The 24,876-nt window shown below is 56.5% G+C and carries 27 protein-coding genes and 1 pseudogene; 13 read left to right on the top strand and 15 right to left on the bottom strand.

Annotation, left to right across the window (positions count from 1 at the left end):
* Positions 1–106: 106 nt before the first annotated feature.
* Positions 107–757 carry a gp16 family protein gene (locus GVL52_RS27005; RefSeq protein WP_160012501.1) on the bottom strand — a complete coding sequence of 217 codons (651 nt, stop codon included), beginning with the start codon at positions 755–757 and terminating at the stop codon, positions 107–109.
* Between the two features lie 38 nt (positions 758–795).
* On the opposite strand from GVL52_RS27005, the gene GVL52_RS27000 reads away from it, so the two are divergent.
* On the top strand, positions 796–1,497 hold the full coding sequence (locus tag GVL52_RS27000) for a hypothetical protein (RefSeq protein ID WP_160012500.1): 702 nt from the start codon (positions 796–798) through the stop codon (positions 1,495–1,497).
* Between the two features lie 11 nt (positions 1,498–1,508).
* Here the strand turns inward: GVL52_RS27000 and GVL52_RS26995 are convergent, their stop codons facing one another.
* The 11 genes from GVL52_RS26995 to GVL52_RS26945 all read right to left on the bottom strand — a co-directional run bounded on the left by GVL52_RS26995 (position 1,509) and on the right by GVL52_RS26945 (position 8,284).
* Positions 1,509–1,724, bottom strand: coding sequence for a hypothetical protein (locus GVL52_RS26995; protein ID WP_160012499.1), 216 nt, complete (start codon positions 1,722–1,724; stop codon positions 1,509–1,511).
* Positions 1,724–1,999, bottom strand: a complete 276-nt coding sequence (locus GVL52_RS26990) for a hypothetical protein (RefSeq protein ID WP_160012498.1) — start codon at positions 1,997–1,999, stop codon at positions 1,724–1,726. Before GVL52_RS26990 ends, GVL52_RS26995 begins: the two co-directional genes overlap by 1 nt.
* Positions 2,000–2,009: 10 nt before the next feature.
* Positions 2,010–2,663 (bottom strand): DUF3164 family protein, encoded by a 654-nt coding sequence (locus GVL52_RS26985; RefSeq protein ID WP_160012497.1) that lies wholly within the window; start codon positions 2,661–2,663, stop codon positions 2,010–2,012.
* A gap of 1 nt (position 2,664) precedes the next feature.
* A complete protein-coding gene (locus GVL52_RS26980; RefSeq protein ID WP_160012496.1) occupies positions 2,665–2,952 on the bottom strand; it encodes a hypothetical protein in 288 nt (95 codons plus the stop codon).
* On the bottom strand, positions 2,949–3,224 hold the full coding sequence (locus GVL52_RS26975) for a hypothetical protein (RefSeq protein ID WP_160012495.1): 276 nt from the start codon (positions 3,222–3,224) through the stop codon (positions 2,949–2,951). The genes GVL52_RS26980 and GVL52_RS26975 overlap by 4 nt, the downstream gene beginning before the upstream one ends.
* On the bottom strand, positions 3,221–3,520 hold the full coding sequence (locus tag GVL52_RS26970) for a hypothetical protein (protein ID WP_160012494.1): 300 nt from the start codon (positions 3,518–3,520) through the stop codon (positions 3,221–3,223). Before GVL52_RS26970 ends, GVL52_RS26975 begins: the two co-directional genes overlap by 4 nt.
* Positions 3,520–4,542 (bottom strand): AAA family ATPase, encoded by a 1,023-nt coding sequence (locus GVL52_RS26965; RefSeq protein WP_160012493.1) that lies wholly within the window; start codon positions 4,540–4,542, stop codon positions 3,520–3,522. Before GVL52_RS26965 ends, GVL52_RS26970 begins: the two co-directional genes overlap by 1 nt.
* Positions 4,543–4,614: 72 nt before the next feature.
* On the bottom strand, positions 4,615–6,651 hold the full coding sequence (locus tag GVL52_RS26960; protein ID WP_244619305.1) for a transposase domain-containing protein: 2,037 nt from the start codon (positions 6,649–6,651) through the stop codon (positions 4,615–4,617).
* Positions 6,651–7,109, bottom strand: coding sequence for a hypothetical protein (locus tag GVL52_RS26955; protein ID WP_160012492.1), 459 nt, complete (start codon positions 7,107–7,109; stop codon positions 6,651–6,653). Before GVL52_RS26955 ends, GVL52_RS26960 begins: the two co-directional genes overlap by 1 nt.
* Positions 7,106–7,924 (bottom strand): ParB N-terminal domain-containing protein, encoded by an 819-nt coding sequence (locus tag GVL52_RS26950; protein WP_160012491.1) that lies wholly within the window; start codon positions 7,922–7,924, stop codon positions 7,106–7,108. The genes GVL52_RS26955 and GVL52_RS26950 overlap by 4 nt, the downstream gene beginning before the upstream one ends.
* A 3-nt stretch (positions 7,925–7,927) precedes the next feature.
* The gene (locus GVL52_RS26945; protein WP_160012490.1) at positions 7,928–8,284 is read right to left on the bottom strand and encodes a hypothetical protein; all 357 of its coding nucleotides are present in this window, start codon (positions 8,282–8,284) and stop codon (positions 7,928–7,930) included.
* A gap of 213 nt (positions 8,285–8,497) precedes the next feature.
* Here GVL52_RS26945 and GVL52_RS26940 point away from each other — a divergent pair, with 213 nt between their 5' ends.
* On the top strand, positions 8,498–8,911 hold the full coding sequence (locus GVL52_RS26940; RefSeq protein ID WP_160012489.1) for a hypothetical protein: 414 nt from the start codon (positions 8,498–8,500) through the stop codon (positions 8,909–8,911).
* A 63-nt stretch (positions 8,912–8,974) separates the two neighbouring features.
* Here the strand turns inward: GVL52_RS26940 and GVL52_RS26935 are convergent, their stop codons facing one another.
* Entirely contained in the window at positions 8,975–9,298 is a 324-nt protein-coding gene (locus GVL52_RS26935) for a helix-turn-helix domain-containing protein (RefSeq protein WP_160012488.1), read from the bottom strand.
* Between the two features lie 132 nt (positions 9,299–9,430).
* On the opposite strand from GVL52_RS26935, the pseudogene GVL52_RS31360 reads away from it, so the two are divergent.
* From GVL52_RS31360 to GVL52_RS26920, 4 genes and pseudogenes are all read left to right on the top strand, one after another.
* Positions 9,431–9,655, top strand: a pseudogene (locus GVL52_RS31360) (helix-turn-helix domain-containing protein); the annotation flags it as partial.
* Positions 9,656–9,661: 6 nt separating this feature from the next.
* The gene (locus tag GVL52_RS31020; protein WP_244619304.1) at positions 9,662–9,949 is read left to right on the top strand and encodes a hypothetical protein; all 288 of its coding nucleotides are present in this window, start codon (positions 9,662–9,664) and stop codon (positions 9,947–9,949) included.
* Positions 9,946–10,116 (top strand): hypothetical protein, encoded by a 171-nt coding sequence (locus GVL52_RS26925; RefSeq protein ID WP_160012486.1) that lies wholly within the window; start codon positions 9,946–9,948, stop codon positions 10,114–10,116. Before GVL52_RS31020 ends, GVL52_RS26925 begins: the two co-directional genes overlap by 4 nt.
* Before the next feature lie 958 nt (positions 10,117–11,074).
* Complete coding sequence (locus tag GVL52_RS26920) at positions 11,075–11,491, top strand: hypothetical protein (RefSeq protein WP_160012485.1); 417 nt, start codon at positions 11,075–11,077, stop codon at positions 11,489–11,491.
* Here the strand turns inward: GVL52_RS26920 and GVL52_RS26915 are convergent.
* Both GVL52_RS26915 and GVL52_RS26910 read right to left on the bottom strand, forming a co-directional pair.
* Positions 11,463–12,062 carry a hypothetical protein gene (locus GVL52_RS26915; protein WP_160012484.1) on the bottom strand — a complete coding sequence of 200 codons (600 nt, stop codon included), beginning with the start codon at positions 12,060–12,062 and terminating at the stop codon, positions 11,463–11,465. The two genes, GVL52_RS26920 and GVL52_RS26915, sit on opposite strands and share 29 nt — an antisense overlap.
* 9 nt (positions 12,063–12,071) lie before the next feature.
* Positions 12,072–13,739 (bottom strand): DUF262 domain-containing protein, encoded by a 1,668-nt coding sequence (locus tag GVL52_RS26910; protein WP_160012483.1) that lies wholly within the window; start codon positions 13,737–13,739, stop codon positions 12,072–12,074.
* Between the two features lie 167 nt (positions 13,740–13,906).
* Here GVL52_RS26910 and GVL52_RS26905 point away from each other — a divergent pair, with 167 nt between their 5' ends.
* The 7 genes from GVL52_RS26905 to GVL52_RS26875 all read left to right on the top strand — a co-directional run bounded on the left by GVL52_RS26905 (position 13,907) and on the right by GVL52_RS26875 (position 24,425).
* On the top strand, positions 13,907–15,178 hold the full coding sequence (locus GVL52_RS26905; protein WP_160012482.1) for a metallo-hydrolase/oxidoreductase: 1,272 nt from the start codon (positions 13,907–13,909) through the stop codon (positions 15,176–15,178).
* Positions 15,179–15,327: 149 nt separating this feature from the next.
* A complete protein-coding gene (locus GVL52_RS26900; RefSeq protein ID WP_160012481.1) occupies positions 15,328–18,324 on the top strand; it encodes a TrlF family AAA-like ATPase in 2,997 nt (998 codons plus the stop codon).
* 263 nt (positions 18,325–18,587) lie between these two features.
* On the top strand, positions 18,588–19,538 hold the full coding sequence (locus tag GVL52_RS26895; RefSeq protein WP_160012480.1) for a phospholipase D family protein: 951 nt from the start codon (positions 18,588–18,590) through the stop codon (positions 19,536–19,538).
* Between the two features lie 364 nt (positions 19,539–19,902).
* Positions 19,903–20,913 carry a DNA cytosine methyltransferase gene (locus GVL52_RS26890; RefSeq protein WP_160012479.1) on the top strand — a complete coding sequence of 337 codons (1,011 nt, stop codon included), beginning with the start codon at positions 19,903–19,905 and terminating at the stop codon, positions 20,911–20,913.
* A 2-nt stretch (positions 20,914–20,915) separates the two neighbouring features.
* On the top strand, positions 20,916–22,853 hold the full coding sequence (locus GVL52_RS26885; protein ID WP_160012478.1) for a hypothetical protein: 1,938 nt from the start codon (positions 20,916–20,918) through the stop codon (positions 22,851–22,853).
* Positions 22,843–23,679, top strand: a complete 837-nt coding sequence (locus GVL52_RS26880) for a hypothetical protein (RefSeq protein WP_160012477.1) — start codon at positions 22,843–22,845, stop codon at positions 23,677–23,679. The genes GVL52_RS26885 and GVL52_RS26880 overlap by 11 nt, the downstream gene beginning before the upstream one ends.
* Entirely contained in the window at positions 23,676–24,425 is a 750-nt protein-coding gene (locus tag GVL52_RS26875) for a DUF6339 family protein (RefSeq protein WP_160012476.1), read from the top strand. Before GVL52_RS26880 ends, GVL52_RS26875 begins: the two co-directional genes overlap by 4 nt.
* The last annotated feature ends 451 nt before the right edge of the window (positions 24,426–24,876 follow it).

The following is a 24,876-nucleotide window of genomic DNA, read 5'->3' as shown; positions in this document are numbered from 1 at the left end:
CCCTGGTGAATGAAAACACAGACGTAGAGCAGCTCGGCCCGACCGTGCGGATCTTGCACGGTCGGCCTGGGCGACGTGTCGCGCGGGTGAAACGAAATCACGGTGTTCATGCCGTCCCGCCCTTCGCAGCCCGTATACGGACGCCGAGCACGTTCATGACCTTCTGCCAATCGCCAGCGGTCATCTCCTGCAGGAGCTTCTTCCCGATCAGGACAAAGACTTCCTCATCAAAGCCCTTTCGCGTCATGATCGATGCGCCCGGTGTGAGGATCTTCCACTGCGCCCAAGCAACCTTGCCGCCGTCCTGCGACAACCAGTCGTAACCGTTGGTGTTGCCGTAGCTGACGCCGGCCTCACGGCGGAGCCATCCCTTCAGCGCCTCGATTGCGCGGTTGGCGTCGTTGGCGTCCGTCAAGAACCGCGTGTGGTCGATGCCGCTCTGGCGCTTTACGAAAGACAGGAGCGCGGCGTCATCCCGATCGCGGACAATGCCCAGGTTCCACGCGGCGATCCAGAGCGCCTGCAGCTTTTTGGCGAATTTTCCGGTGAGCTCCTGGCGACCGTTGGCTCGACGCGCGGTCGGTACCGGTGCAAAGCCCTCACTCCGGAAGACGGTGAGAACCTGCTGACGCTCCGGTTCGCTCATGTCCTTGACGGAATGCTTGCCTGTGATCCGGGCAAGCTTGGCGCGATAGGTATCGTCATCGAGGCCGAGCTGCTTCTTGGCGACGTGTATTGCGGCGATAGAAGCGGTCATGCCATGACTCCCGTTGCTAAAAGCTGATGGAGGGAGACATGATGCGGTACAGAACGGCGGCGGGAATTGGCCTTGTAGCAGGCGCTATAGCCGCGATCTTCATATTTCCTATCTGGCAAGCTTGGATCAACGAGTTTCAAGCGCTGCTTACCGGCGTCGCGGCAGTCATCGCAGCATATCTCGCGATCAGGCAGTCGCAATCTACCGAGTACAGCAGCGAACGACGGCACAGCGAGTTGGTGCGTCTGCAACTCCGACCCGACAAACTTCGAATTGAGAGGGGTATCAACCCACAGCTCCGACATCTCGTTGACAACCATGGGGCGATCAGGGAGGCGTCGAAAATATCGACTAGCGACTTCTCGCAGAGGCCCGGAGCTGCCGAATATCACTGGCTGTCCGCGGTGGTAGATATACTGCCGGATCTTGTGTATTTGAAAAGCACTCTGAGCCGACCGCAATTCCGTGACGCTTTCCACCTTTTTAATGGGGAAACAATGTTCGCCATTATTGAGATCGAACAGGCTCTCGATGTCACCATTGCCGGTCTGCAGAGGCATGATGGTTGGGCAAACGAAGACGACTTCAACGTTGCCGGCTACCAGGGCTACGAAGATAACGGCTACTACGACAACTTTCTGAGTGTGATCACAGAGCTCAATCGGATTGACTACCGCTCCGCAATTCTCATTCAGCAACTTCGTGGGATGGCAGGAGACTATGGCATCGCCGTTTCTTAGGGTCGCATCGGTCATGCCGTCGCCCTCGCCATTCCGATCGCGACTTTCGTCAGGTTGATCTCAGCCAAGGTGCTGGCGCCATCTTCGTCGATCGTCGTTACGCGGGCGAAGCTCGCGCCATCATGTTCGACGATGTCAAAGCCTTCCTCCTGGAAGGCGCTGACGATCTTTCGTTCGTAGTCCGAGGAGGTCCAGCTTGTGAGGCGCCCTTTGGTGCGGCTGTCCATTACGCACCTACCTTTTCGACGTCGATGGTGTTCTCGACCACGATCGAGATGCCAGCGTCACGAACGACGCCGTATCCCTCGACAAAATCGCTAGGATCAAAGTCATAGCCCTGGGCGGCAAGGCGCGCGATACGCTCGGCGTGCTGTTCAATCGCGCCGTCGCCGACGCCATAGTCCCTGATGCTCTGGTTGAATTCGTCCATGAGGGGAGCGAGCTTCTTCTCATCGATGTGGACATGGATCGTCTGCGTGACTTCAAATCTGAACTTCTTCATCTTCAACACCTCACGCCTTGGCCAGATCGACGGTAACGGGCGACCACTGTTCCTCTATCGAGGAGCGGCGGTAGAACCGGACGTACTGCTTCGAATAGTTGACGCGCTCAGCGTCCTCGATCGCGCGCATGGCGTCCTTCCACCGCTGGTCGTCGATCCGAAAACGCTTCAGCTTCTTGATGGCGGTAGGATCGAGCTTGCCCGCCTTGTCTGTATGGAACGCCTCGGTGATCAGGGCTTGGATCTGCTGCGGGCTATCGGCCGTCAGCTCATTCAGGTACTCATCAATCAGCAGCTTGGCAGTCTGCAGCTGCGGCCCGAAGTCGATGAAATCGCCAACCGAAACCTGCACCTTCAAGAGGCCATCAAACGACTGATAAGAGCGGTTGCCCTTCTGGCCGCCGTGCTTGACACCGTACTCCTGATCGAGGAGCTGATCGAAGCCGTCAAGGTCGGTCATGGTGTTGACGCGGAAGCGGCCGACCTGGGCGGAGATGTCGAGCGCGTAGCCCATGACCTTGCGCACGACTTCGTCTTGGAGCTTGTCGGCCGGCTTAATCAGATTGACCGGCACCAGCTTGCCTTTGGCGTCGGGCATGTAGTTACGGCCGTTCACGACGGTGATGCCGGCTGCGGGCTGTTCTTCGAGAATTACTGCTTCCATTTCAAAGTCTCCTAGCTGCGGCCCGAAGCCGCCGCGCTGCTTCGAAAAGCTGCTTCGCGGCACTGGCTTCGCCGTTTGTGTATTGGTCGGCATCAAGGCGATCGACCGCCTTGAGCACTTCGTGAATCGCAATTTCGAGGGTTGGCTCTTCCGGCTTGCGGACTGCCCGCACGAGGGCCGGCTTAACGGGGGGGCGGTAGGTCGCGTCGAGCAGCATTTGCGCCACCCTCGGCGCGAGTTCGTTGGCGAGGTCCTTGGCCGAGAACCGCAGGTTGCCCGTTGGCTTCATGCTGCATCGCCTCCATCGTCCGAACGGGAGATCACCACGAGACGGCGAGGGAAACGAAGGATCGTGGCACCTTCAGGCAAGCTGTCGAGATCCAACCTTCTGGTCTTTGCCAGGCGCAGCTCCTCCTCCTGCTCCTCCGCCAGGGCAACGAATGTGTTGAACCGGCGAATGAAGGAAGCAGCAACGATCGGCATCATGAACAGGCCGAAGGCGCTACGGTTCTGCAACGCGTCTCGGGTGACTTTGAGATGGTCAGAGAGAAGGTCCGTCATGGCTTCCTCCTGAAATCTGGGCGAACGACCTTGCCTTCCGGATCTTCTACGAGCTGCTGAAGCTCGTCCGTGGCCAGATCCTCGACAATTGCGCGGCCGGATCTGGCTGCCTCGGCAAGCCGAAGCGCACCCACCTCTCGCTCAATGAGGGACATCATCTTTCGGATTGCGGCGATCCGCTCGACCAGACTGTCGAAGTCCTCCCCCGGCATGACGACTTCGTCACCACCACAAAATGGGCTGAGTTGGCGGACGATCGTATCGAGGTGTTCGCTTGGAAGTGTACGGACGCGCATCAGACGTCCTCCACTTCGCGATTGTTCCACGCGGCTTCCAGGTGCTTGCGCTCAAGGTCTTCCGCTGGCATCTGGGTCGCAAGGCAAGCCATTTTGACGGTGCGGTCGATCTGCCGAAGCGCCCCGCCCTTCAGCCCGATTCCAAGCAAAAGCCTGATGCAGGAAACATCCTGGATCCCCCAGGCGTCGATGAATGTCCGGACGTCGGCTTCGCGGCCTGGGTCGCGCTTCAGGTTCTTGTCGATGCGGCTCAGGATCTGGTCGCGACTGGATGTCTGCTGCGCGGCCTGGGTCATTCTCTTGCGCACCTCCTCGTTCCCGACGAGGGCAAGGCCCACACGGTAATTGTCTGAGAAGTATCGAAGCTGATTTACGCTCTCCGCATCCGCATGCTGGGCCTCGTCGATGATCAGCAATGCGCGGTCCCCTGCTCTGGACAGCCGCTCGCCAACCATGTCGACCACCTCGGCCGGATTGAAGGCGCGAACTCCGAGCTTGCGCGAAAGAAGGCTCATGACGCCGTGAACCGTCTTCACTTTCGGGTTGAGAGTAACCATGTGCACGTGCGGTTTGACGCGCTGGTATTCACGGCATGCGGTGGTTTTGCCGCGTCCCGCCGCGAGAGTGATGGTGACAAACCCCGTCATGGTCTGCGCCAGTAGCAAGGTGGACTGGATCTCCCTCGCCGCGAGAGTGCGCAAAAAGTGAGGGCCTTCTGGCATCGCTGCTGCTACAGCCGCGCTTTCCTCCAACGCATCCAGCCACCGGCCAACCTGCGCGTTCTGATTGTCAAGAACGCCAAGCAGTGTCCCTGAAAGCCATTGTGAGAATGAGCTGTCGGCCATGCCGATACGACGGCCGGTTTCCGCCTTGGTCCATCCATTCCTGGCGGCCTGGTTGGCGACGGTCTCGCGCAGACGTTCCCATGTTTCTACTTCAGCCGCTGAGTGCTTAGCGACGAATTTTTCTGCCGGGATAGGCAAGTCCCAAGTGGCAGGGATTGCATTCAAGATATCAAGCATTACAAAGGTTCCTATTGAGCTATGGACGGGCGGGTTTCGTGGACCCGCCCTATTTTTTTGGAACCGTACTCACTACTTTTCGGCTCTGCTTTTACGGCCGGACGCACTACCTGCCGGCCGATCCCCTTTCGGGAATGGGATGATCGAGCTGTCGCCCGAGATAAGGGAGAGGCCGCGGGCAATGCCGGCCTCGTATTCGTCCTGCGACCACTCTTCCGCCCTATGCTCGACGGCGAGGTTCCCGGTCACGATACGGGTAATGGTCGGACGGATCGGCTCTGGCTTTGCCGGGGCTTCGGCGGCATAAAGCTCGCCGAGCTGCGCGGCTGACATTTGCCTGTGAATCTTGGCTTTCGCGGCGTTGAGCTTGACCAGAGCGCGGCGGCTGCGCTCATGCCGCGCGGCCTTGCCCTGCTCGTTGTAACCAGCCTTTTCCGTGCAGGGCGCATCGCAGATGAAGCGGCCTTCCGGATCATAGACCTTCACCGGCTCGTGCAGCTTGTCCGGGTCAAAGCGAACGGTCAGGTGCTGACCCATCCACTCATTCAGTTCTGGAGCCCAATAGACATTCTTCTGGAAATGGATCTCGCCGTTGCGGGCTCGGGTCTTCAGAACCTTTGCAGCGAGCAGCCAAAGCGAACGCTGCGCTTCGGTTGCGCGTCGAACGATTGTGGCAGGGTGGCGCATGCTTTCGGCGAAGGTCTCGTCAAAGCTGCGGCCCTTCGCGGTCTCGGATCTGCGGCCGGTGCGCGCATTATGCTCAGCGATCCGATCGGCCACATGGCGTTCCAGAACGTCGAGCGGAACGGCCCACTTTCCGTAGTTTTCCGGCTTGTTTTCCGGCTTGTTGCCGGTATAGGCGCTCGACATCGCTGGATGCTTGGAGATCTCCTCGGCAAGATCCTTCCAGGCGCGCTCGATCGGCTTCGACTGACCGGAATACGGCTTCGTGAAATGAGGTTCGATGTCGAGCGTCTTTAGGAGACCAGCTACCTCGTGTTCGACCTTCTTGAACCGGTTGCGAGTTGCTGCACCGCCGGAGATCAACTTCGAGGCAAAGGCACGCCCGTTGTCCATATAGAGATGGTCCGGAATGCCATGGTCCTCGACCATGTCGCCAATGCATGCGCGCACAACATCCCACGTCTCGGCCTCACACAGTCGCCACGATAGAATTTTGCCAGAGTAGATGTCCTGAATGCCAAGGAGAATGACGCGATCGGTTACCTTGCCGGTGGGCTCAGCAGACTTCCACGGCACCTTCACAAACAAGTCGAGCTTGTGACCGTCGGTGTTGGTGATCTCCATCGCATGCAGGTGAGTTTTGGTGCGGATCTGGCTGGGGTAAAGCTGTTCGGCCCGTTTGCGGCCTTCCCGGGTCAGGATCTGAACTGCTCGCGGCACTTCCGCTTCCATGCGCCGGCGAAGGGTCCGCTCCTCGGGGATCGGGGCCCAGCCATGCTTTTTGGCTCCCTCTTTCATCCGACGGTAGCAGGATGAGAAGGACGGCTTATCCGAGCGTAAGTAATCCGACTTCAGCGCCGACCAAGCTACCTCGTGGCATGGCAACGTGCTGGGGACGACGCCATCTTCGGCATAGGCTGGGGCCAGCGCTGGTAACCAGTCCTCGCGGGAGACCGAATTGAGCTTTTTACGAAGCTCGTAATAGGTCGAGTTAGATACGCCGAACTTCCGAAGGATCGGTGTGATTGTGTCGACCATCGACACCAACGATGATCCCAAGGCGCTACGCTTGGCCAGTGCATCCTCAACCGAGATGATCATGGCATGACGGCGATGTGCAACCTGCCTGTGTTCGTCGGTCATTGCCTGGAAACCCTTCCAGTACAGCGCCCGGCGCTTCTCGCGGGTTTCAGCCAGGGAGGCATCTCGCTGCTCAATCTGGGCAAGCTTCGCCTGGGCAAGGCTGGGCAGCAGCGAAACATGGTACTGCCATGCAGGCTTGGTGCTGGTCGGAACCTGACGAGACTGGCCTTCGCGCAGCCGCCAGTTGCGTTCGTTTGCAAGCCTCTTCAGGCTCGACATGCTGGTCGGCATGCCGGGCAAGCGCAGATCGAACAGGGCGTCGAGCGTATACCAGCCGTCCATCAGACTTTTCCCCGCGACTGGACGCGAATAGGGCGGGCAGTCAACCGCTTCATCTCAGCCGCCCACCGGCGCTGTTCCTGGCGGCAATAGGCGATCTCAGCCAGCACGACCTCTTCGCCAATCAGCATCGTGACGCCCTGCATGGAGGCGGCTTCGTCCCAAAGCCAAAGGGCGTCTGTCGCGTGCGCCAGCGCCGCAAAGCGCGGCAGGCTCACGTCATGCGATTTACTTTCGGCGGTGTAGGCGTCGAGCGTCGCCTTGCTGATAGACGGCAGCCCGAGATATTGGGCCATGCGCGCCGCGATCGTTGGACGGTCGTAGGGGCATTCTCGGATCGCCCGCGCCATCGCCCGCTTGAGCTTGGCACGGTAACGGTCAAGGTCGAGCCTCTGCGCCGGGTCGCGGACGGGAAAGACAGGTTCAAGGAAGAAGTCGAGCTGGGAGTGATCGGGCTTCATTCTGCGGCCTCCAGGAAGGAGACATCGCGCCTATCACCGATATGATGGAGTACACGGATCAACGTCCCCTCCTCCGCCTGCTCCAGAAGCTTGCAGACCTTGGTGAAAATCGCGTCCTGCGCATCGACGACCGGCTTCGGCGGCTTATCCATGGCCAGAACCTTCTTCAGGTCAGGCTCAAACTTCAGGGCTGCGGCAATACCCGCCTGATCGGCTTCCGGCAGGGATGCCAGCTTCAGGAGCTGCTTCTGGTCGTACTCGTGGGGTGTCCCGCGCAAAGCATTCCGCAACATCGGATGCAGCTTCATGCCGATCTTGGTCACATTTTTATAAGTGCTGGGGCCAATTCCGAGACGCTCTTGAACCCGGTTTGATAGCATCTTCCCAGGGGAGAACATCGAAGGCCAATCGTTGGCCTTTGATTTGCGGTCACCGCCCTGCTGGATCTTTCCGTGCTTTTCCTCGAAGATCTCGCGGAATTTCACAACGAAGATGCCGCGATCGAGCGCGGAAAGATCGTTGCGGAACAGGTTTTCGGAGATCTCGATCAGCTGCGCCTCAGCAGCGTCGGCCGATACCACGACAGCCTCGATCTCCTCCCAGTCGTTCATCCGGGCCGCTTCCAGGCGGTGACCACCCGCGACCAGCGTATAGGGCGTCTTGCCACCGCCGGCGGCGGGCGTGGCGCGAACGGTGATGGGGTTGATCAGGCCGCGATCGACCATCGATCCGGCGATTGCCGCCGCATGCTCCATATCGACCGGGCGGGCACGGTCACCGACAAGAATATGTGTAAGGGGTATCGACTTCAGCATGGATTACGCCGCTTCCTCTTGAGTGACGATCATGGTCAGAAGCGAGCGCGCCTGCTCCTTGATCGTCTGGTAATGGTTGGCAAAACGGGGATGCTGCATGCGGGCATCGATGGTGCGCAGCGCCCGGTTGATGGCCTCTCGCGATCGCTCCTCGATCTCGACAACACGACGCTTGGGCCAGCCGCATTCGCGGATCATCAGATGCATGACGACTTGACGAGCGAGTGCCGCATCGAACCATTCGTGCGGGGGATCGAGGATGTCGGCGGCGGATAAATGGGGAAAGCCGTCACGCACGGCGATCGTGCAGACATGCATACAGGCCTCATAAACGGCCTTCTGGTCGAAGCGGTTCAGCATCAAAGCACCTGCGACAAAAGCGCGGTGACGGCAGCCACCACACCGGCCAGGGCTACGCAAAACAGAAGCACCTGGTCAGCGGCGCGGCACACGGGAGACAACGAAGGGATGAATGGATTACGAGTGCCTATTTCGGCACGACGTTTCGTCATTGGCGAAACCCCTGAAATGCTGGATGTTCGTGTCAGGAATAGCGAGTGAAAGGAGATGGAAATGAAAGAAGATCGGCTGACGCGAGAGCAGATATTGGAAGCGCGGCTGGCGACTCTCGAACGGCGAATAGAGCAGATGGAAAGCTGGACCGGTGCCGACGAGGACGGGAACTGGAATGGAAAGGAAGCCTCTGTTGATGAAAAGCTCCTCGCCCACGAACTGATCATTGCCCACCTGCTCCAACATTTGCAGTTCTTGGTCCCGAGCTTCTCGATTGAGAGGGTCCGCGAAGGGCTGCACATGACCTTGGAAAAGGCCCATGCGAATGGGGCCGAATCCATCGATACAAAGTGGCGCGAGATCATTGATGATCTCCTTCCTGAGCCGGCGCTTCAGGACCAGCCTCCAGCGAGGAATAGATCGCGGCCAACGCTTGTGCCGACAGTTGCCGATGCGCGCGAAGGTGACGAATGAATGTCCGTCTCGCGCGCTCATGCTCTTTTGAAATCTCTCGGTTGTGAAACGGAACGACCGCCATCACGCGGCCTCCTGCGACGGCTGGCGCCGCGTATGGCGATAGTTCTCTGCAGGCTGCGGTGTGATGCGCTGGCCATCCGCGTGATAGCGGGTGCGCCACAGATGTTCGGGCCGCATCTTGAGCGCTGCGGCTATAGCACGCTCGCCGGCAAGATGCGGTTCGTGCACCGCATTTCCGGCAGTTCCAGTGGGAAGGTCGTAGGCCTTGTCGATCGCCGTGAGAGTGAGCTTGGCGCGGGTCAGACGGTCACGAATACGGCCGACTTCTTCAAGTCGGCGGCGTTCTTCTCGGCTGGTCTTGTCGCTCGTGGAAGCGCGATGCATAAGTAAATCCTTGATCCAGATGGGGAGGCCCTGGCCGGCCTCCTTTTTTGGGGTGATGTAGTCTGCGAACACAGAAAGGATTAAACCACGTTTGTTTCTTTGTAAATAACATTCGTGGCTTAATGGGAGATTTTGGCGAGACCTGAAGTTGATCCTAAGACGCCGCTAGGTCGGCGACTGCGAGACGTGCGGAGCCGGCTCGGATTTGAAGATCGGGAGGCGTTTGCGTCGGAACTGGGAATAAGCAAAGCGGCGCTTGCATACTATGAACGCGGCGAACGCGTTCCTGATGCGACAGCGTTGACGAACTACCGGGCCAAGTTCGGTGTAAGTCTTTCTTGGCTAATCGCGGCTGAGGGAGAGATGTTCGACGATCTATCGAAGGCGCCCGCGCCGAGCACTGGCGTCGATGTCGATTTATTGGAGCGGTTGCATGACACAGTCCATGCCGTGTTCGTCGAGTGTAAGCAGACGCCGCCGCCACGGGTAGTGACGGCCGAGGCAGGTGAACTCTACAATCAACTGCTTGGGATGGTCGCCGATATTCGCGACAAGGCAGTGGTGACGGCACTAATCCCCGTCCTGCGGCAACGCTTCAAGGAGAAGGTCGCCAATGCCGAGCCTGGTACCGGGAAACGCGAGGCCTCATGATCGTGAAACCATGCTTGGAAAGTCGCGAATCTGGAGCAGAGCCGAGCGTGCCCGGTCTGCCCGACCAGGTCATCCGCATCGACGATGTAAGAAAAGAAGCCAAGGCTTCAGGAAGACTGGGATTTAATGCACTATTTGATCAACTTACGGATGCCCTCAAAATCTAACTAAGTATCTGGAAAAGCTACCGCACGCGGCTACCAGAAGACAATCCATCTTCGGTCTGCAAGGTAAACGCGAGTAATTTTGATCTTGATGCTTTGCATGCCTGCCCCACTGCGCTATCCGGCAGACGGTGCCGGAGCCGGGGGTTGAACACGCGCTTCACAGACACGCCGATGCGCTTTTAGCCGGAGCTTGGACATGGCACATCGCCCCCGGCCAAAAGGCCACGGCGAATGCGCCAGCCGCTAAGCTGCGCATGCGTTTGGCTGCCGCTAAGGCGGCATGCCTATGTGAAGTCAGGGTGTTCAAGCCCGTCAGCGTTATAGATACCGCCGGTTAAGACGGATACTACTAATTCGTGCAGGCGAAGTTTCGCTGGACTTTTCTTCCGGCCCCACCAGAGACGCTAGTACACTGATTTCGTTCAGAAAAGCTACTCAAGACCTAGAAAAGGCCGATCTGGACTAATCTAATTTGGAAAAACCACCGGATCCGCATCATAGTTCAGCCATGGCGCTGGATTTCTCACAGTCACTTCACCCGTTAAATATCAATGGTTTGAAGACGTCCTGAAGCACCGTTGAAGATTTTGCCAGTGCCACTGCCCCGCGCGGCGTTCGCCACGTGCAAAGGCAGCTCGACTGGGCGCTTTCGGTTTAAGGACTGTCAAATTCCGCTGAACGACGATCCCGTCAGATGCAGCGCAATCGCTTGATTTATAAGCTCTTTTCGCACGTTCCCGGATTTTCCCGGTTGATCCCATGAATTCCGGATACTGGTGTCAAACAACACCCGCCGACTGAAAATATAGCAGAAAATTATTAATAATCAAGAATTTACAGGAGGGGTTAGCTGGGCGTAGCTCGCTAAAGTCAGGTTGGAAGAGCAACAACGCGGTGCGTAACAGCTTGGGCAGTGGTTCGACCCAGCACGTTCGATCCGGTTTCACGGGAATCTTACATGGGGCCGCAGACGATCATCGAAAAATGGGCGGCATTCCGGGCGGCAAGCTGCCCGATTCGGGGAGGCAAGATCAGCGGTCTGTTCGGTACAAGCTGCATCGCCGTCAGAAGAGAGTACACTCGATCGCGGCACCGTCCAAATGGACGTGCAAGCTATGAATGGGCAAACGGCTTCACCGTCGTTTCGCCGCTCGGTTCGGACATCTTTTTGAAGTCGCGTTTCTCGCGGTATTTAGAAAGATTGTCGGCCATAGCAACCCCCGATCTCGATGAAATCGAAATGCGGAAAAGGCTGATCGGTTTCGGAATGGGGCGGAGTTTGTATGACGCCGCCCAAGTCGGCCCTCACCCGGAATGGGTTGGTCAAAGCCGCACCTTTCGGCGCTTCATGCAGTACGCAAGAAATCCTTCGTGAAGCCTCGCTTCAGCTTTTTGGATCTCGAGAAATATCCGATTTCGATCTCAAATAGCGTGGTGACTTTTTGCAGGTTTCGCTTGAGGGCCAGATGACCCATAGCGGCGTCGTTGTGGGTGAACATCAGATGGTAGACTGCCGGCCAAAACACGGCGGCAGTCGTGAAGCTGATGTCCTCCCGCGGGCCAACAACGGAGATACACCCTGTCGTGGGAATTATCTCGCTCGCCATCGCTTCATGGACCATCGAGCATGCAGACAGAAACAGCCTCCTGCCCTTTAGACCTGGCGTCAAAAGCTTTGCCAAGTCGCGATAGTCGATCTGGTCAAGGTTAGTGGTGCACATTCCTTGCTCGTCAGCATGAGCCGAGATGTGCAGGTAGCGGTATTTGGAAGCCGCGAACTCGTTGATCGCGGCCTTGAGCTGCGATCTCGTGCGAACGTATTGGTAAATGGGTCGTTTGCCGTGCAGCTTCAGGACGTGGGAGATACTGCTACCCTCGAACCGACCGTTCCCTTCGTCGTCCGGGTCGAGAGTTTCGATAATGAATACATCGGGCTCAGTGCTCATAGGATCACGTCACCCCAGCCGCCACCGTTTGGACAGGATATCGACATGTCGAGTATGCCGTGCATCGTACGCTAAGATGTCCCAGTCGAGGATGTGAGCCAACTCTTGAGCGCTGGCATAGGTCGCCCTTTTCGAGGAAGCTGTTCCCTGGCCTAGACCAAAGTAAACCTTCACCTTGTCGGCATAGGGAAGATTGGAGGCACTGGAATTTTTTCGTGACGTGAGAAGGACAAGATTTCCCAGGGTGTCGGTGATACGAACTCTATCGGCATCCGCAAAAGACACCCAGCCATTTCCGGGGTTTTGGGGCAAGATATGTTCGACCGTCTTTTGTCCGCTCCATTCGACCGGCTGCTCGCTGAGCAAACGATCGAGCCTCTCGAGTATCGCTCGCACGACCCGCGTCGGAAATTTGTTGTAGAGCGCGCCGCCGAGGGCTTCTCGGCCTTCCTGAGCTTCATCCGGCGTGAGCCGCAGTGAGGCCGGAAGCTTTTCAGGGTCGTTCATGGCTTTGAGAATTTCGACATATCGGTTCATGCGCTGGTTATCGTATTTGCGCGACAGCTGCATCATCCATGCGACGCCCTCAAGGCCCTCCAGCGTTTCCAGCAGATGGGCCGGTTCAAGGGTCAATGACGCTGCTAGTGCGACGGGTACCCAATCCTTGTTAGGTACCAGCGATAGGCCAGCGAGAGCTTCCTCCGCCGCAGGCTTCATCGCCTCTGGAAATCCCGATGCGTCTACCTGAATTATACGCTCGTATTGTATTTTCGCCGGAGCCAGTTCCTCGTCCAGAAAGCTTCGCACGTCGGCTGCATTGGCGTCCTTGAAGCGTTCCGTATAGGCATCGCTCAGCGTCCTGCGGTTCTTGCTTTCCTCCTTGATGAAGCGAAGCGTTTCGAGAAGCCCTTCGAATTCCTGACGTCCAAGTTCATTCTCGTAATTGCGCCACCGTTGCGCTTGATGCCTCATCTCTTCTTCGTTGCCGAATTTAGCGAGCAGGTCTGCTTTGATCACGTCGGCGTTGGTCAGATCGAGGCCGCGATCGTTGAGTACTTTGAAAATTCGAAGTGCCGCTGCTCGCGACTCCGTGCTCACGACGACCAGGACGCACTTGTTGATCAGGAACGTCACGAGCGACTGTCGGGTCTTCTCGGTCAGCTCGAGGACCATTGACCTGAGTGCCTGGGCATTGGCCCACATGTTTTTCTGAGCTTCCGTCTTGGGCTGTTCTGAAGGCTGCGCTTTTGCGGTTGCCCCAGGTCGCTGAACCGACTCCTTGAAGAAGACCCTGTCGTCCTCATGGGCTTTCAGCCTAATAGCTTCCTGCTGATTCAGAAACGCGTTCGGCTCGATGTAAACAATGGAGTCCAGCGCCGACTTTTCTTGCGCAACGGTAGCGAGATCACGAAGGACGGCCCCGAGAATGGTGAGCGTGGTCAGCCGTTGCTGCCCATCAAGAACCTGGCCGACCAACTCCCCGGTCGGCTTGATCAGTACGATGCTTCCCAGAAAGTACGGCTCATCGGTGGCTTGCTCCAGAGCCTCGATCAGGTCGACAAGTAGTTGGCCTGCTTCCTCGGTACGCCACGCATATGGTCTTTGATACCCTGGTATCTCGTGCAGAAACCTGTCGCCCAATACCTCGAAGACGGTATGCTGATGAGCTGTAATCACGCTGTTTCCTCGCATATTTTGTTAGCTGAAGATAGTTTATGCAATCCTGACGTGATTCTCATCTACAAACTTGTTTGTGTGCCGTCTGTTCTTGAACCGTCTCCGATACTTTCTCAACAGCGTGACCCTTGGGCTCATTGCCATACCGTTAGCATGGACGAATTACTATGGTTGCAATTCCCCGCCCCGTCTTTCTTGAAGAAGCTGTCAGGCGCTCGCTTTATGCACGTCTCGTCCGCGTGGATTTCTTGAGCGATCAGCCTTATCGCCGCGCAGCTTTCGAATTCGACGGCATCGATGCCGACGACGTGGACCACGGAAAGGGAGAGGTCAAACCTCTTCTCAAGGAAAGTCGGCCATTCGCACTCGCCAAAATCGTCACGACTCCCGCACGTTTTGAGGAGGTATTGGGCGCGCCTCCGGTCGTCGGGACTTGGTTTCGGCTCAAACTCGATTCCATGCCATCGTCTGGATTAATGACCTGGCACGCACAACTCGCAGACAATGGGTATTATCTGCAGTCTCGCACCACGACTGTCGGCGGCTTTCCCTTAGCCGATCCACTCGCGCCGCCAGCGGGTCCAGCTCCGACCAGCCTGGGAGCGGCGGCGGCTCGCCCTAAGCTTCCCAAAAGCATCGCTGAACTTTCGAGAGTTGCGACGGTGCACAGCGATTGGTCCGGCCTATTAAGCCGTCTGAGCGCAATGCCGCGACCTGAAAAGATTGTCGTCAGAGACGTTGGACAGGCGAGCTTCTGCTCGTTTCTCAACACGAAAGGCGAATCTTTCGCTCACTTTGATACAGGCCTCCCGGTTTCGTGGAACGGCAAGACTGCTCCAAGCGTGATCAATGTCACTCCTGCCAGCCAGCAAACTGTAATCCTCTCCCACTTCGACTGGGACCATTTGCATGCTCCCTACAGCGTCCCCACTCTGCTCGATGCCGACTGGATTGTTCCGAGCCAGAGACTTGGTCCCGGAGCTGCCCGCTTGGCGCTAATCATAGCGCGCAAAGGGAACCTCCACGTCTGGCCTACCGGAAAGGTAAGCGCAAATCCCCTCGCCTGTTCGCTAGGTTCATGCTTGGGACCCGTCGCGAGCATCAACGATACAGGCCTTGCGATCCGGGCCGTGCTCGCAAGCGGCAAGGTTGCTTTGCTTACAGGCGACGTTGATTATTCGCTGCTTCCTAAAGCTTTGAGCGGCCCTTGTGATTACCTACTCGTTAGCCACCACGGTGCTAGGATGAAGCATGGTTCGGCCGCGATCCCTATACCGAACACAGGCGGAGCCGCGACCGTATCCTATGGAAGCGGCAACACCTACCGTCATCCGAACCAAGTCACAAAGACAGACCACTCAGCAGCGGGCTGGGGCACGTGGAACGAGACGGCCGGCATCCAGTATGTCCAACCGAGAGGGGATCGGTTCTTTGTCTAGGTTGGCTCGACCATAACCCACCTCAGGTTTCTCCGTAGAACGCTCGGAAGATTCCAAGGGATATCGGTCGCCTACCCTTGATTGAACTATTTGTCCGAAGGCATGCTGCACGTATCGCTAAAGCTACGTCTGGCGAAAGGGGGATATTCATGTCGGTTGCTCAACACCCATCAAATCAGAACGCTACGACACAACGTGGATCTGTTTGGCGCAAATGGGACCTGCATATCCATGCACCCGGGACCAAACTGGCGAACGCGTTCGGACCGGCGGACGACCTTGTGTGGGCGGAGTTCATAAACCAACTCGAAGCAAGCGAAGTCCAAGCATTCGGGATCACCGACTACTTCTCTTTCGACACATATCTGCAGACAAGGTCATCATATGAACGGCTTATTTCTGGCGGCGGAAAGCTCCTAATCCCTAACATCGAGTTTCGACTAACGGAAACCGTCAGCACTGACGGTAAGAACGTAAATACGCACGTACTCATTGACCCAGACGCGGCCACGGCTGATGCACTGGGGAAGTTCTTGAATGATTTGCAAACGCACATCACCGTTCGGGAGACTCGATTACGCTGCAGCGAGCTCAAACCCGAGCACTACGCCGCCGCGACCGTGAGCATCCATGAAATCAAGAAGGGCCTAAGAGAGAGCTTCACGCCAGAACAATTCCTGATCGTCACCGCCGCTGGGAACGACGGTCTCCGTGGGGCGGCAAAGAACTCGCAACGTAGCAAATCCATTTCGGATGAACTCGACCGCGCTAGCCACGCGTTCTTCGGCAAATCAGGGAGTACGGCGTACTTCCTGGCCACCGACCGCTATGAAGACGACCAGGATTCCGACCCAAAGCCATTGTTCGACGGAAGCGATGCACACTCGTTTGCCGACCTCGCGCGCCTCACCGGAGATGAGCCGAACTTCCAATCGACATGGGTCAAAGCCGACCTGTCTTTCCGTGGACTTCGACAGACGGTGTTTGAGCCGGCACATCGTGTGTACATAGGCGACAAGCCGCCTGTCCTGATCCGATCGGAGCGAGAGGCGACGCGGTTTATCGAGCGTCTGGAGATCACCCACGCGAATTCGTATGACGGGCGCAACGGCACTTGGTTCCGCGACGTCAATATCCCGTTTAATCCCGAACTGACTGCAATCATCGGCAACAAGGGAAGTGGGAAGAGCGCGCTAGCGGACATTGTCGCGCTCCTTGGCAATACAAGGCAGGCAAAGCATTTCTCGTTCCTGACAGACAGCCCGTCTAACAAGAAATTCAAGCGGCCGGGCTACGCAGAGCATTTCAACGCTCGCATGACATGGAAGAATGGCTCGTCTACCGAGAAGTTGCTGAGTGCTGACCCCGATCTCCTCAAGCCGGAGGCAGTCAAGTATCTGCCGCAGAACTACTTCGAAAGCTTGACGAACGAGATTGAGGTCCAGGAGTTGCGGCGAGAAATCGAAGACGTCGTCTTTTCCCACGTTGCCCCTGCAGACAGGATCGACGCCGCCACGTTTCGGGAGCTCGAGGACCGCAAGACTTCCGCGAGCCGGCAAGAAGCTAGTCAGCTGAAGACACGCCTCCGTGAGTTGAACATAAAAATCATCGATCTGGAGGAGCAGTCAACGCCTGCCCACCGGGCGTCTCTCGTGGCGCAATTAGAGAATTTGCAGAATCGACTCTCGGTCCTCGAGGCGTTGAAACCGCCGGCGGAGAGTGAGCCCCTCGCAGAAACTCCTGAGCAGATCGCGATTTCAGCAAGGATCGCGGAACTCGCCACCCTAATCGCCGGGTTGGAAATCCGGGAAAAAGACGCCCATACCCGGCAAGCTGCTTTCAAAAAAGAATTGCAGGACTTGGCGGAGCTGACCGAGCAGGTGACTTCGATCAAGTCACGTGTCGATGCCGAAAAGCTAGCCATTGTCGAGAAGTACGCATTCCTTGGCCTCGACATTGACGCGACGATCGACGTAAACCTTGACCTGACGGCCGTCGCGGCACGCACTCAAGAAATCGCCGCAGCCATTTCCGCGCTAGAAGCTGACAATGCGGCCCCCCTTGGTGATGAGACAGACATGTCTGCTATCACGAGCATTCCTGACCTACGATCCGCGATTGAGTTCGTTTCGACAGAGATCACTTCGCGCAGAACCGCGCTGTCCGCTCCCTTGCAACGGTACCAGAAATATGCCCAGGCATTGAAGGAGATCGAAGGACAAATCTCCGAAATCGTCGGCGATCGTCTAGCTCCGGTTCCGGGAACGTTTGCCGATCTCGAAGGGCGTATCAAAAGGATCGACGAGCAATTGGTCGGCGAACTTACGCGCGCTTACGAAGAGCGGCACGAATTATCCGCCGCGATCTTCGAGTGTAAGAAGAAGATCAAGACCTTCTATGAAGATTTGAAGTCCAAGGTGGAGGCTCGATTGGCTTCGGTCAGCACGGGAGACTTCAAGGTGTCGATCGACGCCTCGTTTGTGCAGTCGCCCAGATTCGCCGACGAGTTTTTCGGTCACCTCAACCAGAACGTCCAAGGTCCATTCCGTGGCGTCGCGGAAGGAGATTTCGAACTTAGACGCCGTCTGGCAGGCGTTGATTGGAATTCGTTGGATAGTATCCTGACATTTGTTGATGGCATCATTTCCGCAATGAAGGGTCACGACGCAAAGCGCCAAGCCAAAGACCTCAAGAAGCTCTACGACTTCGTCTATTCTTTCGAGTATTTCGAGGCTCGCTACGAGTTGCGGCTCGGTGGTAAAGACCTGAACCAGCTCTCGCCGGGTGAAAAAGGGCTTCTTCTTCTGGTGTTCTACCTGCATCTCGACATGGACAACACGCCGCTGATCATCGATCAGCCGGAAGACAATCTGGACAACGACAGTATTTTTGCCGTCCTGGCCAAATGCATAAGGGAGGCGAAGAAGTCCCGGCAGGTCATCCTGGTTACGCACAATCCGAACCTAGCGGTCGGTGCTGACGCGGAGCAGATCGTTTACGTCCGGCTCGACAAGGTGAACGGGTACAAATTTAGCTACGAGAGCGGCTCTATTGAAAACCCGAACACGAACGGACACGTAGTCAAGGTACTTGAGGGTTCTCGGCCAGCTTTCGTCCAGCGTCGATTGAAGTATCATATAGTGTGAGCGGGCGTGATACTCACCCGCCGCCATTGCATTTCCGACCGCGATCAATGAGCCGGCTGAACACGTTGAACTCAGGTGGGACCTACCGGACGCCCGGGGCTTCAAAACCGCCCGCGAGCTACGAAGTGGACACTGGCGAAATCGCCGTTCTGTTCGTCAACGGTGGCGTACGTCAGGGTGTTTCCCTTGAGCGTCGCAACTGATCCGCCAGCGGCTCGAAGAACGGCATCACCCGTCTCGCTTGTTCCATAAGGAGTGAATACGTGAAGTTTCTCGACGAAAGCACAGTACTTGAATCGATTCGCGCTTCGCTTTCCATGACAGATACCGCGACGCTGGTTGTTGCCTTCTGGGGGAACGGCGCGGTCGAAAGGCTCGGCCTCGACAAACCCTGGAAGTCGCTCAGGGTCGTGTGCAACCTGGAGTCGGGCGCTTGCAACCCGGCAGAGATCACGCGGCTTCGCGCTGTTCCAAATGTCGAGGTCAGAACCGACTGGAGGCTTCATGGAAAAGTATATCTGACGCAAAACATTGTTATTTTGGGTTCATCGAACGCTTCGAGCAACGGCCTCGTCGTTGAAGGTGCCGCGGCGCTCGGGTGGGCCGAAGCCAACATCGAGAGCAGTGAGCGGAAATTCATTGAGGAAATCGCCACCTGGTGCGCGACGAGGTTCCAGCAGGCCATACCGATCGACGATGGCATGCTTGATCTTGCCCGCGCGTCATGGAGCGCACGAAGATCTTTCGCGCCTGTCGCCGGTTCATTGACTGCCGATTTGATCGATCTTGTGCGACGCGAGCCGAACCACGTGGCGTTCGAGAATATCAAAGTCGTACAATGGGCCAGGAAAGCGTCGCCGGAGGCGAATGCGGTATTTCTTGAAGCCCTCGAAACCGATCAGTCCTTGACGGGCACGGACATCTACGAGGGATGGGGCACAGACATGGCTGTAGACGACTGGCTTATTGACTTCAATGTCGGCAAGCGCAAACCGGAGTTCACTGGCTACTGGAAGGTCGTTTTCGTAGACGAAAGGAACGATGTCACCTTCGTTCGACCCGCCGAGGCGATCGAGCTTCCGGCGCTGGGAAAGCTCAGCGTTCGAGCGGAGGAATACGAGCGCGTCGTGAAGGCCATGGCCCAGGCGGTTGGATTGGGAAGAGGACCGAAAGAGAAGATCGCGAGAATTGCAGATGTCGTGGCTAAGCTATGACCCGAAAACAGACACTTCGCGCTTGTTGCCGAGGTCGGGTCGACCAACATGAAGTTCATAGCGTCGGCCGTTCTTCGGAATAAGACGCCAAGCGTATCACCCAGGCGTATCTGCTGGTCGCTGCTCATTTCGCCCCGTGGCCTCGCTCTCCGAGTGATCGCCGTGACGGTATCAGAGGTGCTCCAGGTCCGGAATTTGTCGGGTACGTCGTTGTCGCCGCCCATAAACATCTTGGACACAAGATCGTCACTGCGGTCGAAGTCTCACATTTTTGTGGGGATGCTACACCGCCTAAAGTTTTTTCGATAACCCTGCTGCCGCAATAGGCATCGTTGGTGTAAAAGAATGCGCGCGCGAGCGCTAGGTGAGTCTATTAATTGGTATTGAAATGACGCTTACATGTGGTGCGCTATTTTCCGGAATCGGCGGATTCTGCCTCGGATTCGAGCAGGCCGGGTTCAAATCAAGCTGGGCGGTCGAGATCGATGACCACGCGGCTGAAACTTACAAGAAAAACTTGCCACATGTGCGTCTGATCAAAAAGAGCGTAACCGAAGTTGACGTGAACAGGGATGGACTGACGCCCGTCGATATCCTTCACGCAGGCTTTCCGTGCCAAAGCTTCTCCCAAGCAGGTGAAAAGAAAGGTTTCGAAGACCCTCGCGGAAGGCTGTTTTTCGAAATCATCCGGATCATCGAACAGTTCGGCGAAAACAAGCCTAAGGTACTCGTACTGGAGAACGCTCCTTTTCTCCGTTACGGCGAAGGCGGAGCATGGTTTCTCGAGATACAAAAGGCGATCCAAAAGGCGGGGTATTGGTTTCGTCCGGACAACGCCCAGGAACTCAGTGCCTTCGAGCTTACCGAACTCCCTCAACAGCGCAATCGCCTGTTCATGGTCGCTCTGTCCATGGAGCACTTCAATAGCGGGAGATTTGCGTTCCCGACCGCCAAGAATGATGCCCCGAAGCGTCTTCGGGACTACATCAGCTTCGACGAAAGCGTCGCTGAAGAGTATTATCTCGACAAGGAAAACCGCTACTTTAAGATGATTTCAGGTGCGGTAACCGACAGAGAGCGCATTTACCAACTTCGCAAGTACGAGGTCCGCGCCAAGGAAGCCGGAGTGTGCCCAACATTGACAGCAAACATGGGGTTGGGCGGGCACAATGTTCCCTTCATCATGAATGGTCACGGCTTGCGGAAGCTTACCGAAGACGAATGCCTTAGGTTGCAAGGTTTTCCAGAACATTTTGTATTTCCGGAGGTTGTGCCGCGAGCAAAACGGTATACACAAGTTGGAAATGCGATTGCTGTGCCTGTTGCCAAGCTTCTAGCGGATCGTGTCAAATCAAAGCTTGCTGACGGGGTGTGACATTGTCGAAAATCGGCTTCGAGTTTCCAATTGATGCTTCGGGTCAATGGGAAGGCTTCAACGACTCAGGCATGGAGCACTTCACTGGCAACCCGTTCCAGCATGTGGGTCGCGAAGTTCCTCAGAACACCCTTGATGCGAAAGCCGGCAACCCGGCACGCATCCGCATCAGTCTGACGAAAATACCTCCGTCCGAGATACCCGATATATCCAGCTTTTCGAAAACGGTGGACAGATGTCTGGACGCCGCCACGTCTGAGAAAAACGAGAAGGCAATCAAGTTCTTTGAAAGCGCCCGTGGCTTGCTGAAGAAAAAAGAGCTGCTGGTACTTCAAATTGCTGACTCCAATACCACCGGTGTAAAGGGACCGTGTGAAAACGGGCGTCCTTTCTTTGCTTTGTTGAAGGCGACTGGCCAAAGCCAAAAGTCGGATACATCGACTGGGTCCTATGGTATCGGCAAGCTCGCCCCCTTCACTGTTTCCGGACTTCGCACCGTATTCGTCTCTACGGTTTGGAAAGACGACCAGGACACGTGGCACCACTATGTCCAAGGTAAGTCGGTCCTGATGTCGCATTATGACGGGAAGAAGGTCCGTCGCGGAACGGGTTTCTGGGGTGCTACCAACGGCTGCATGCCTATTACGTCGCTTACCGACGAGGTGCCGGGATGGCTCCAACGAACCCATGACGGCGAGATTTCGGGATATGCCGGCACGACCTTGAGCATCCTTGGTTTCGACGCGGTGAAAGACTGGCAGGACGTCCTCACGGCCAACATCGTCATGAACTTCTTCGGTGCAATCAAACGCGGCGAGCTGGAGGTTTCGATCGATGGGAGCCATGAGATCAATTCGGCAACTCTCGAAGAGCTCCTCGCGAACCCGGCTCTTGCCAAAGTCGCTGATGAACAAGAGGGCGAGACCGGCCATTTCAAGACTATCCAGAGCTATCTCGTTGCTCTTGATGGCGGCGAAGGCGTCGCGATCGAGAATACGCAAAACCTGAACCTTGGCGACTGCGAAATCCGGATTTTCGTCGGCGACGGGCTGCCCAAAAGGGTGGCGTTTCTGAGAAACGGTATGCTGATCACCGAAGACTTGCCGGGATTGAAAAGGTTCGGCGAATTCAAGGACTTCGTCGCAGTGTTGGAATGCACCAGCACCAAGGGCCAAGCTCTGATGCGAGGGATGGAGCCCCCGCGGCATGACGCTTTCGAGCCGGAACGTCTTCCCCCCGACAAAAGGGCTATCGGAAAAGCCGCTCTCAAAGACTTGGCAGCTTTCGTTCGGGACAAGTTAAGGCGACATGCTCAGGACGAAGTGAAAGATATCACCAATCTCGACGAGATGGCGGACTTCTTCGCTGACGAGGACGACGAGGGCGACGGTAAGAAGCAAGAAGAAAATCCGGTCGGTAAGATCGTGATCAGGGCGCGGCAGGTAAAGGTGAAAATTCGCGCTCCGAGCTACGTCCCGATACCGAACGCCTATGCTGACGATTTGGAAGACGGCCTCGACAATCCCGACGACGAACAGCCCGACGGCGATAACTCTGGGTCTGGCGAGGGCGGAACGGGCATTCCAAAGCCCAACGATACTTCTGGCGGCGATTCAACGGGTTCTGGAGGCATGGGCAATAGCCAAGGTGGCTCTTACACCGCGACGCCTATCAGAGACGTTCGCGCCGTTCCACTCTCCGACAAAAGCAAACGCCGGATCGCATTTACTCCTCTGCGAAACGGGATGGGGCGCGTTCAATTGCAAGACTCTGGAGCCGACACGGATCGACCGCTCAAAGTCGTGGCGTCCAGCATGGGAAAAATTGCGAACGGCTTGGTCGATTCTCTACCGATGACTGCCGGGGAACGAATAATTCTGGAAGTCGAGCTGGATCGAGAATTCGTCGGCACCATTAAGGTCATTGCCGATGCAGTTTGATCTCCTCCGTGCTTTTCCCTATCCAGTCCTGCGCGCATCAGTCGATGACTATATCGATGGCGACATCCAAGCCACCATCGAGTTCACGGAATCCGAAGACCAGCTCGAACTTACGGCGAACGTGTCGTTTGCTCTTTCCGTCCCGGAAATAGTGAAGGAAATTGAGGCTGGGCGAGCGGCGTATGTAGTTGTATTCGCTTGCCGTGACACGTATTTCCGCAAAGCCGTGACGAGCAACACCCCGAAGTTTTCCCATGGCTTTCCGGCGGGGTACATCCGCGGGGAAGTACTTATCTATCCGTATGTTGTGGCGAAAACAAAGATTGACGACTTCAGCTGCAAATGGATCAACGCAGAATTCGGAGACGGGCCTTTCACCTTCGAGCAAGGCTCGGCATTGGCCCTGGAGGTTCCGCAGTCCGTCTATATCGATCGCGACGCCTTTAAGCCGATAAGTTCGGTTTTCCAGTTGATCAAGGGCTACGACGTCCCGGACAACAAGTGGCGGGTCGATCCGTATAACGAGAAGGTTTCGATTTTCGTCAGCCCAGATACCAAGGCGAAGATCGACCTGGCCAGGAACGACAGTAGCAAAAAGTCGATACTCCTCAATTCGATCTACTTGGGCGCGGTGATCGAGTGTGTTTCTCTCCTGAAGTACGAGCCCGAGGAAGTTAACGACTATCGTTGGGCACACATCTTCCGAAACCGATGCGCTGAAATGTCGATCCCCCTCGAAAAGCAAAGTGCCTCGTCGGTCGCTCAAGAGCTGATGAAGCATCCAATGAAGCTCATTGACGCGTACTTTTTCAAGGCAGACACATGAAAGCTCGACTTCTTAAAGGCGCGACCCTCGAAGAACTTCGCAACGCTGTACCCAATCAGCTTGCCCAATATAGAACTGGCGATTTCAGCACCCTCCAGGTCGATTCCGCGCAATGGTTTGAGCTGGACATCGAAATCAATGAGGCCCATCTCGAAAACATGCACCTTTCAAAGGGAGCCGACCATTACGAGGTCGACAACTGCATGGTCCTCTACGAGGCTTTCAAGATGCTGAAGCCGTATCAGGCTCGTGACGAGCGGCTTTGGGTATACTACGTACACATCCACCTGCTTGAATATTCCAGGCAACGGTGGCCGATCCCAGCCGACGACGAACATGCAGTCGCTCACATTCGCCGGCACTTCTTCGCTCGCGACAAGAGGCAAAGCGAGCGCGACAACGCCGCCTCACGCCTGTGGTGGATGGCACATTTGTGTGCAAGAGTGCCGTCGTTGGAAACGGAAACGGCGCTCAAAGCCTTCCTTCTCAAATCGGACGTCCGCGCGAATTTGGTTGAAAGACCAACTACATCGCAGTCGGCGGAGTTGTTTGGAGCGATCCTTCAGAAGCTCGTTACCTCGTACAAGGGGAACAGGAAGCTATTCGAACGCAAAGCGTTTCGGGCCTTGATGGCCGAGATCAACTCCATCGGTGGCTTCAAACTGATCGACTGCCTCGACACATCGCAAGCAAATGAAGTTGTCGGCGATCTCATCTCCACGAAGCTTCTGCTAACTGAGATTTGAGCCGATTTAGCAGACAGCTATTCCCGTAGCGCGATGAGAGCGGCGGTGCAAAAGTCTGCCACGGTAACGGCGCGATAATCACGCCGTAGGGGCGGAGTAAAATCCGGCCACCTATCTTCCTTCTGCATTGAATGCAGGAGGGTCTGGGGATCTACACCGTGGAACTTTATCTGAAGGTGCGACTGGCTGTCTCGGAAGGGATGAGCCGGCGTCAGGCTGCAAAGCATTTCAACATATCTCGCGACAGCGTTTCCAAGATGGTGTCGTATTCGACGCCGCCCGGCTATCAGCGTCAGTTGCCGATCCGGCGACCCAAGCTGGATGGTGAGCGTCCGGTGAGCGGATTTTGCTGATCGGGCAAATCGGGCGATGTTCTGGCATTAGAACCAGCATTAGTGCTGACATTAATACCAGAACGAAGAGGTTGCATGGCTCGCATGGAGATCATGTC

This window comes from Rhizobium sp. 18055, assembly GCF_902706285.1.
Classification (GTDB): domain Bacteria; phylum Pseudomonadota; class Alphaproteobacteria; order Rhizobiales; family Rhizobiaceae; genus Rhizobium.
The sequence above is the reverse complement of the archived record's forward strand: the minus strand, read 5'-3'. Positions and strand labels throughout refer to the sequence as shown.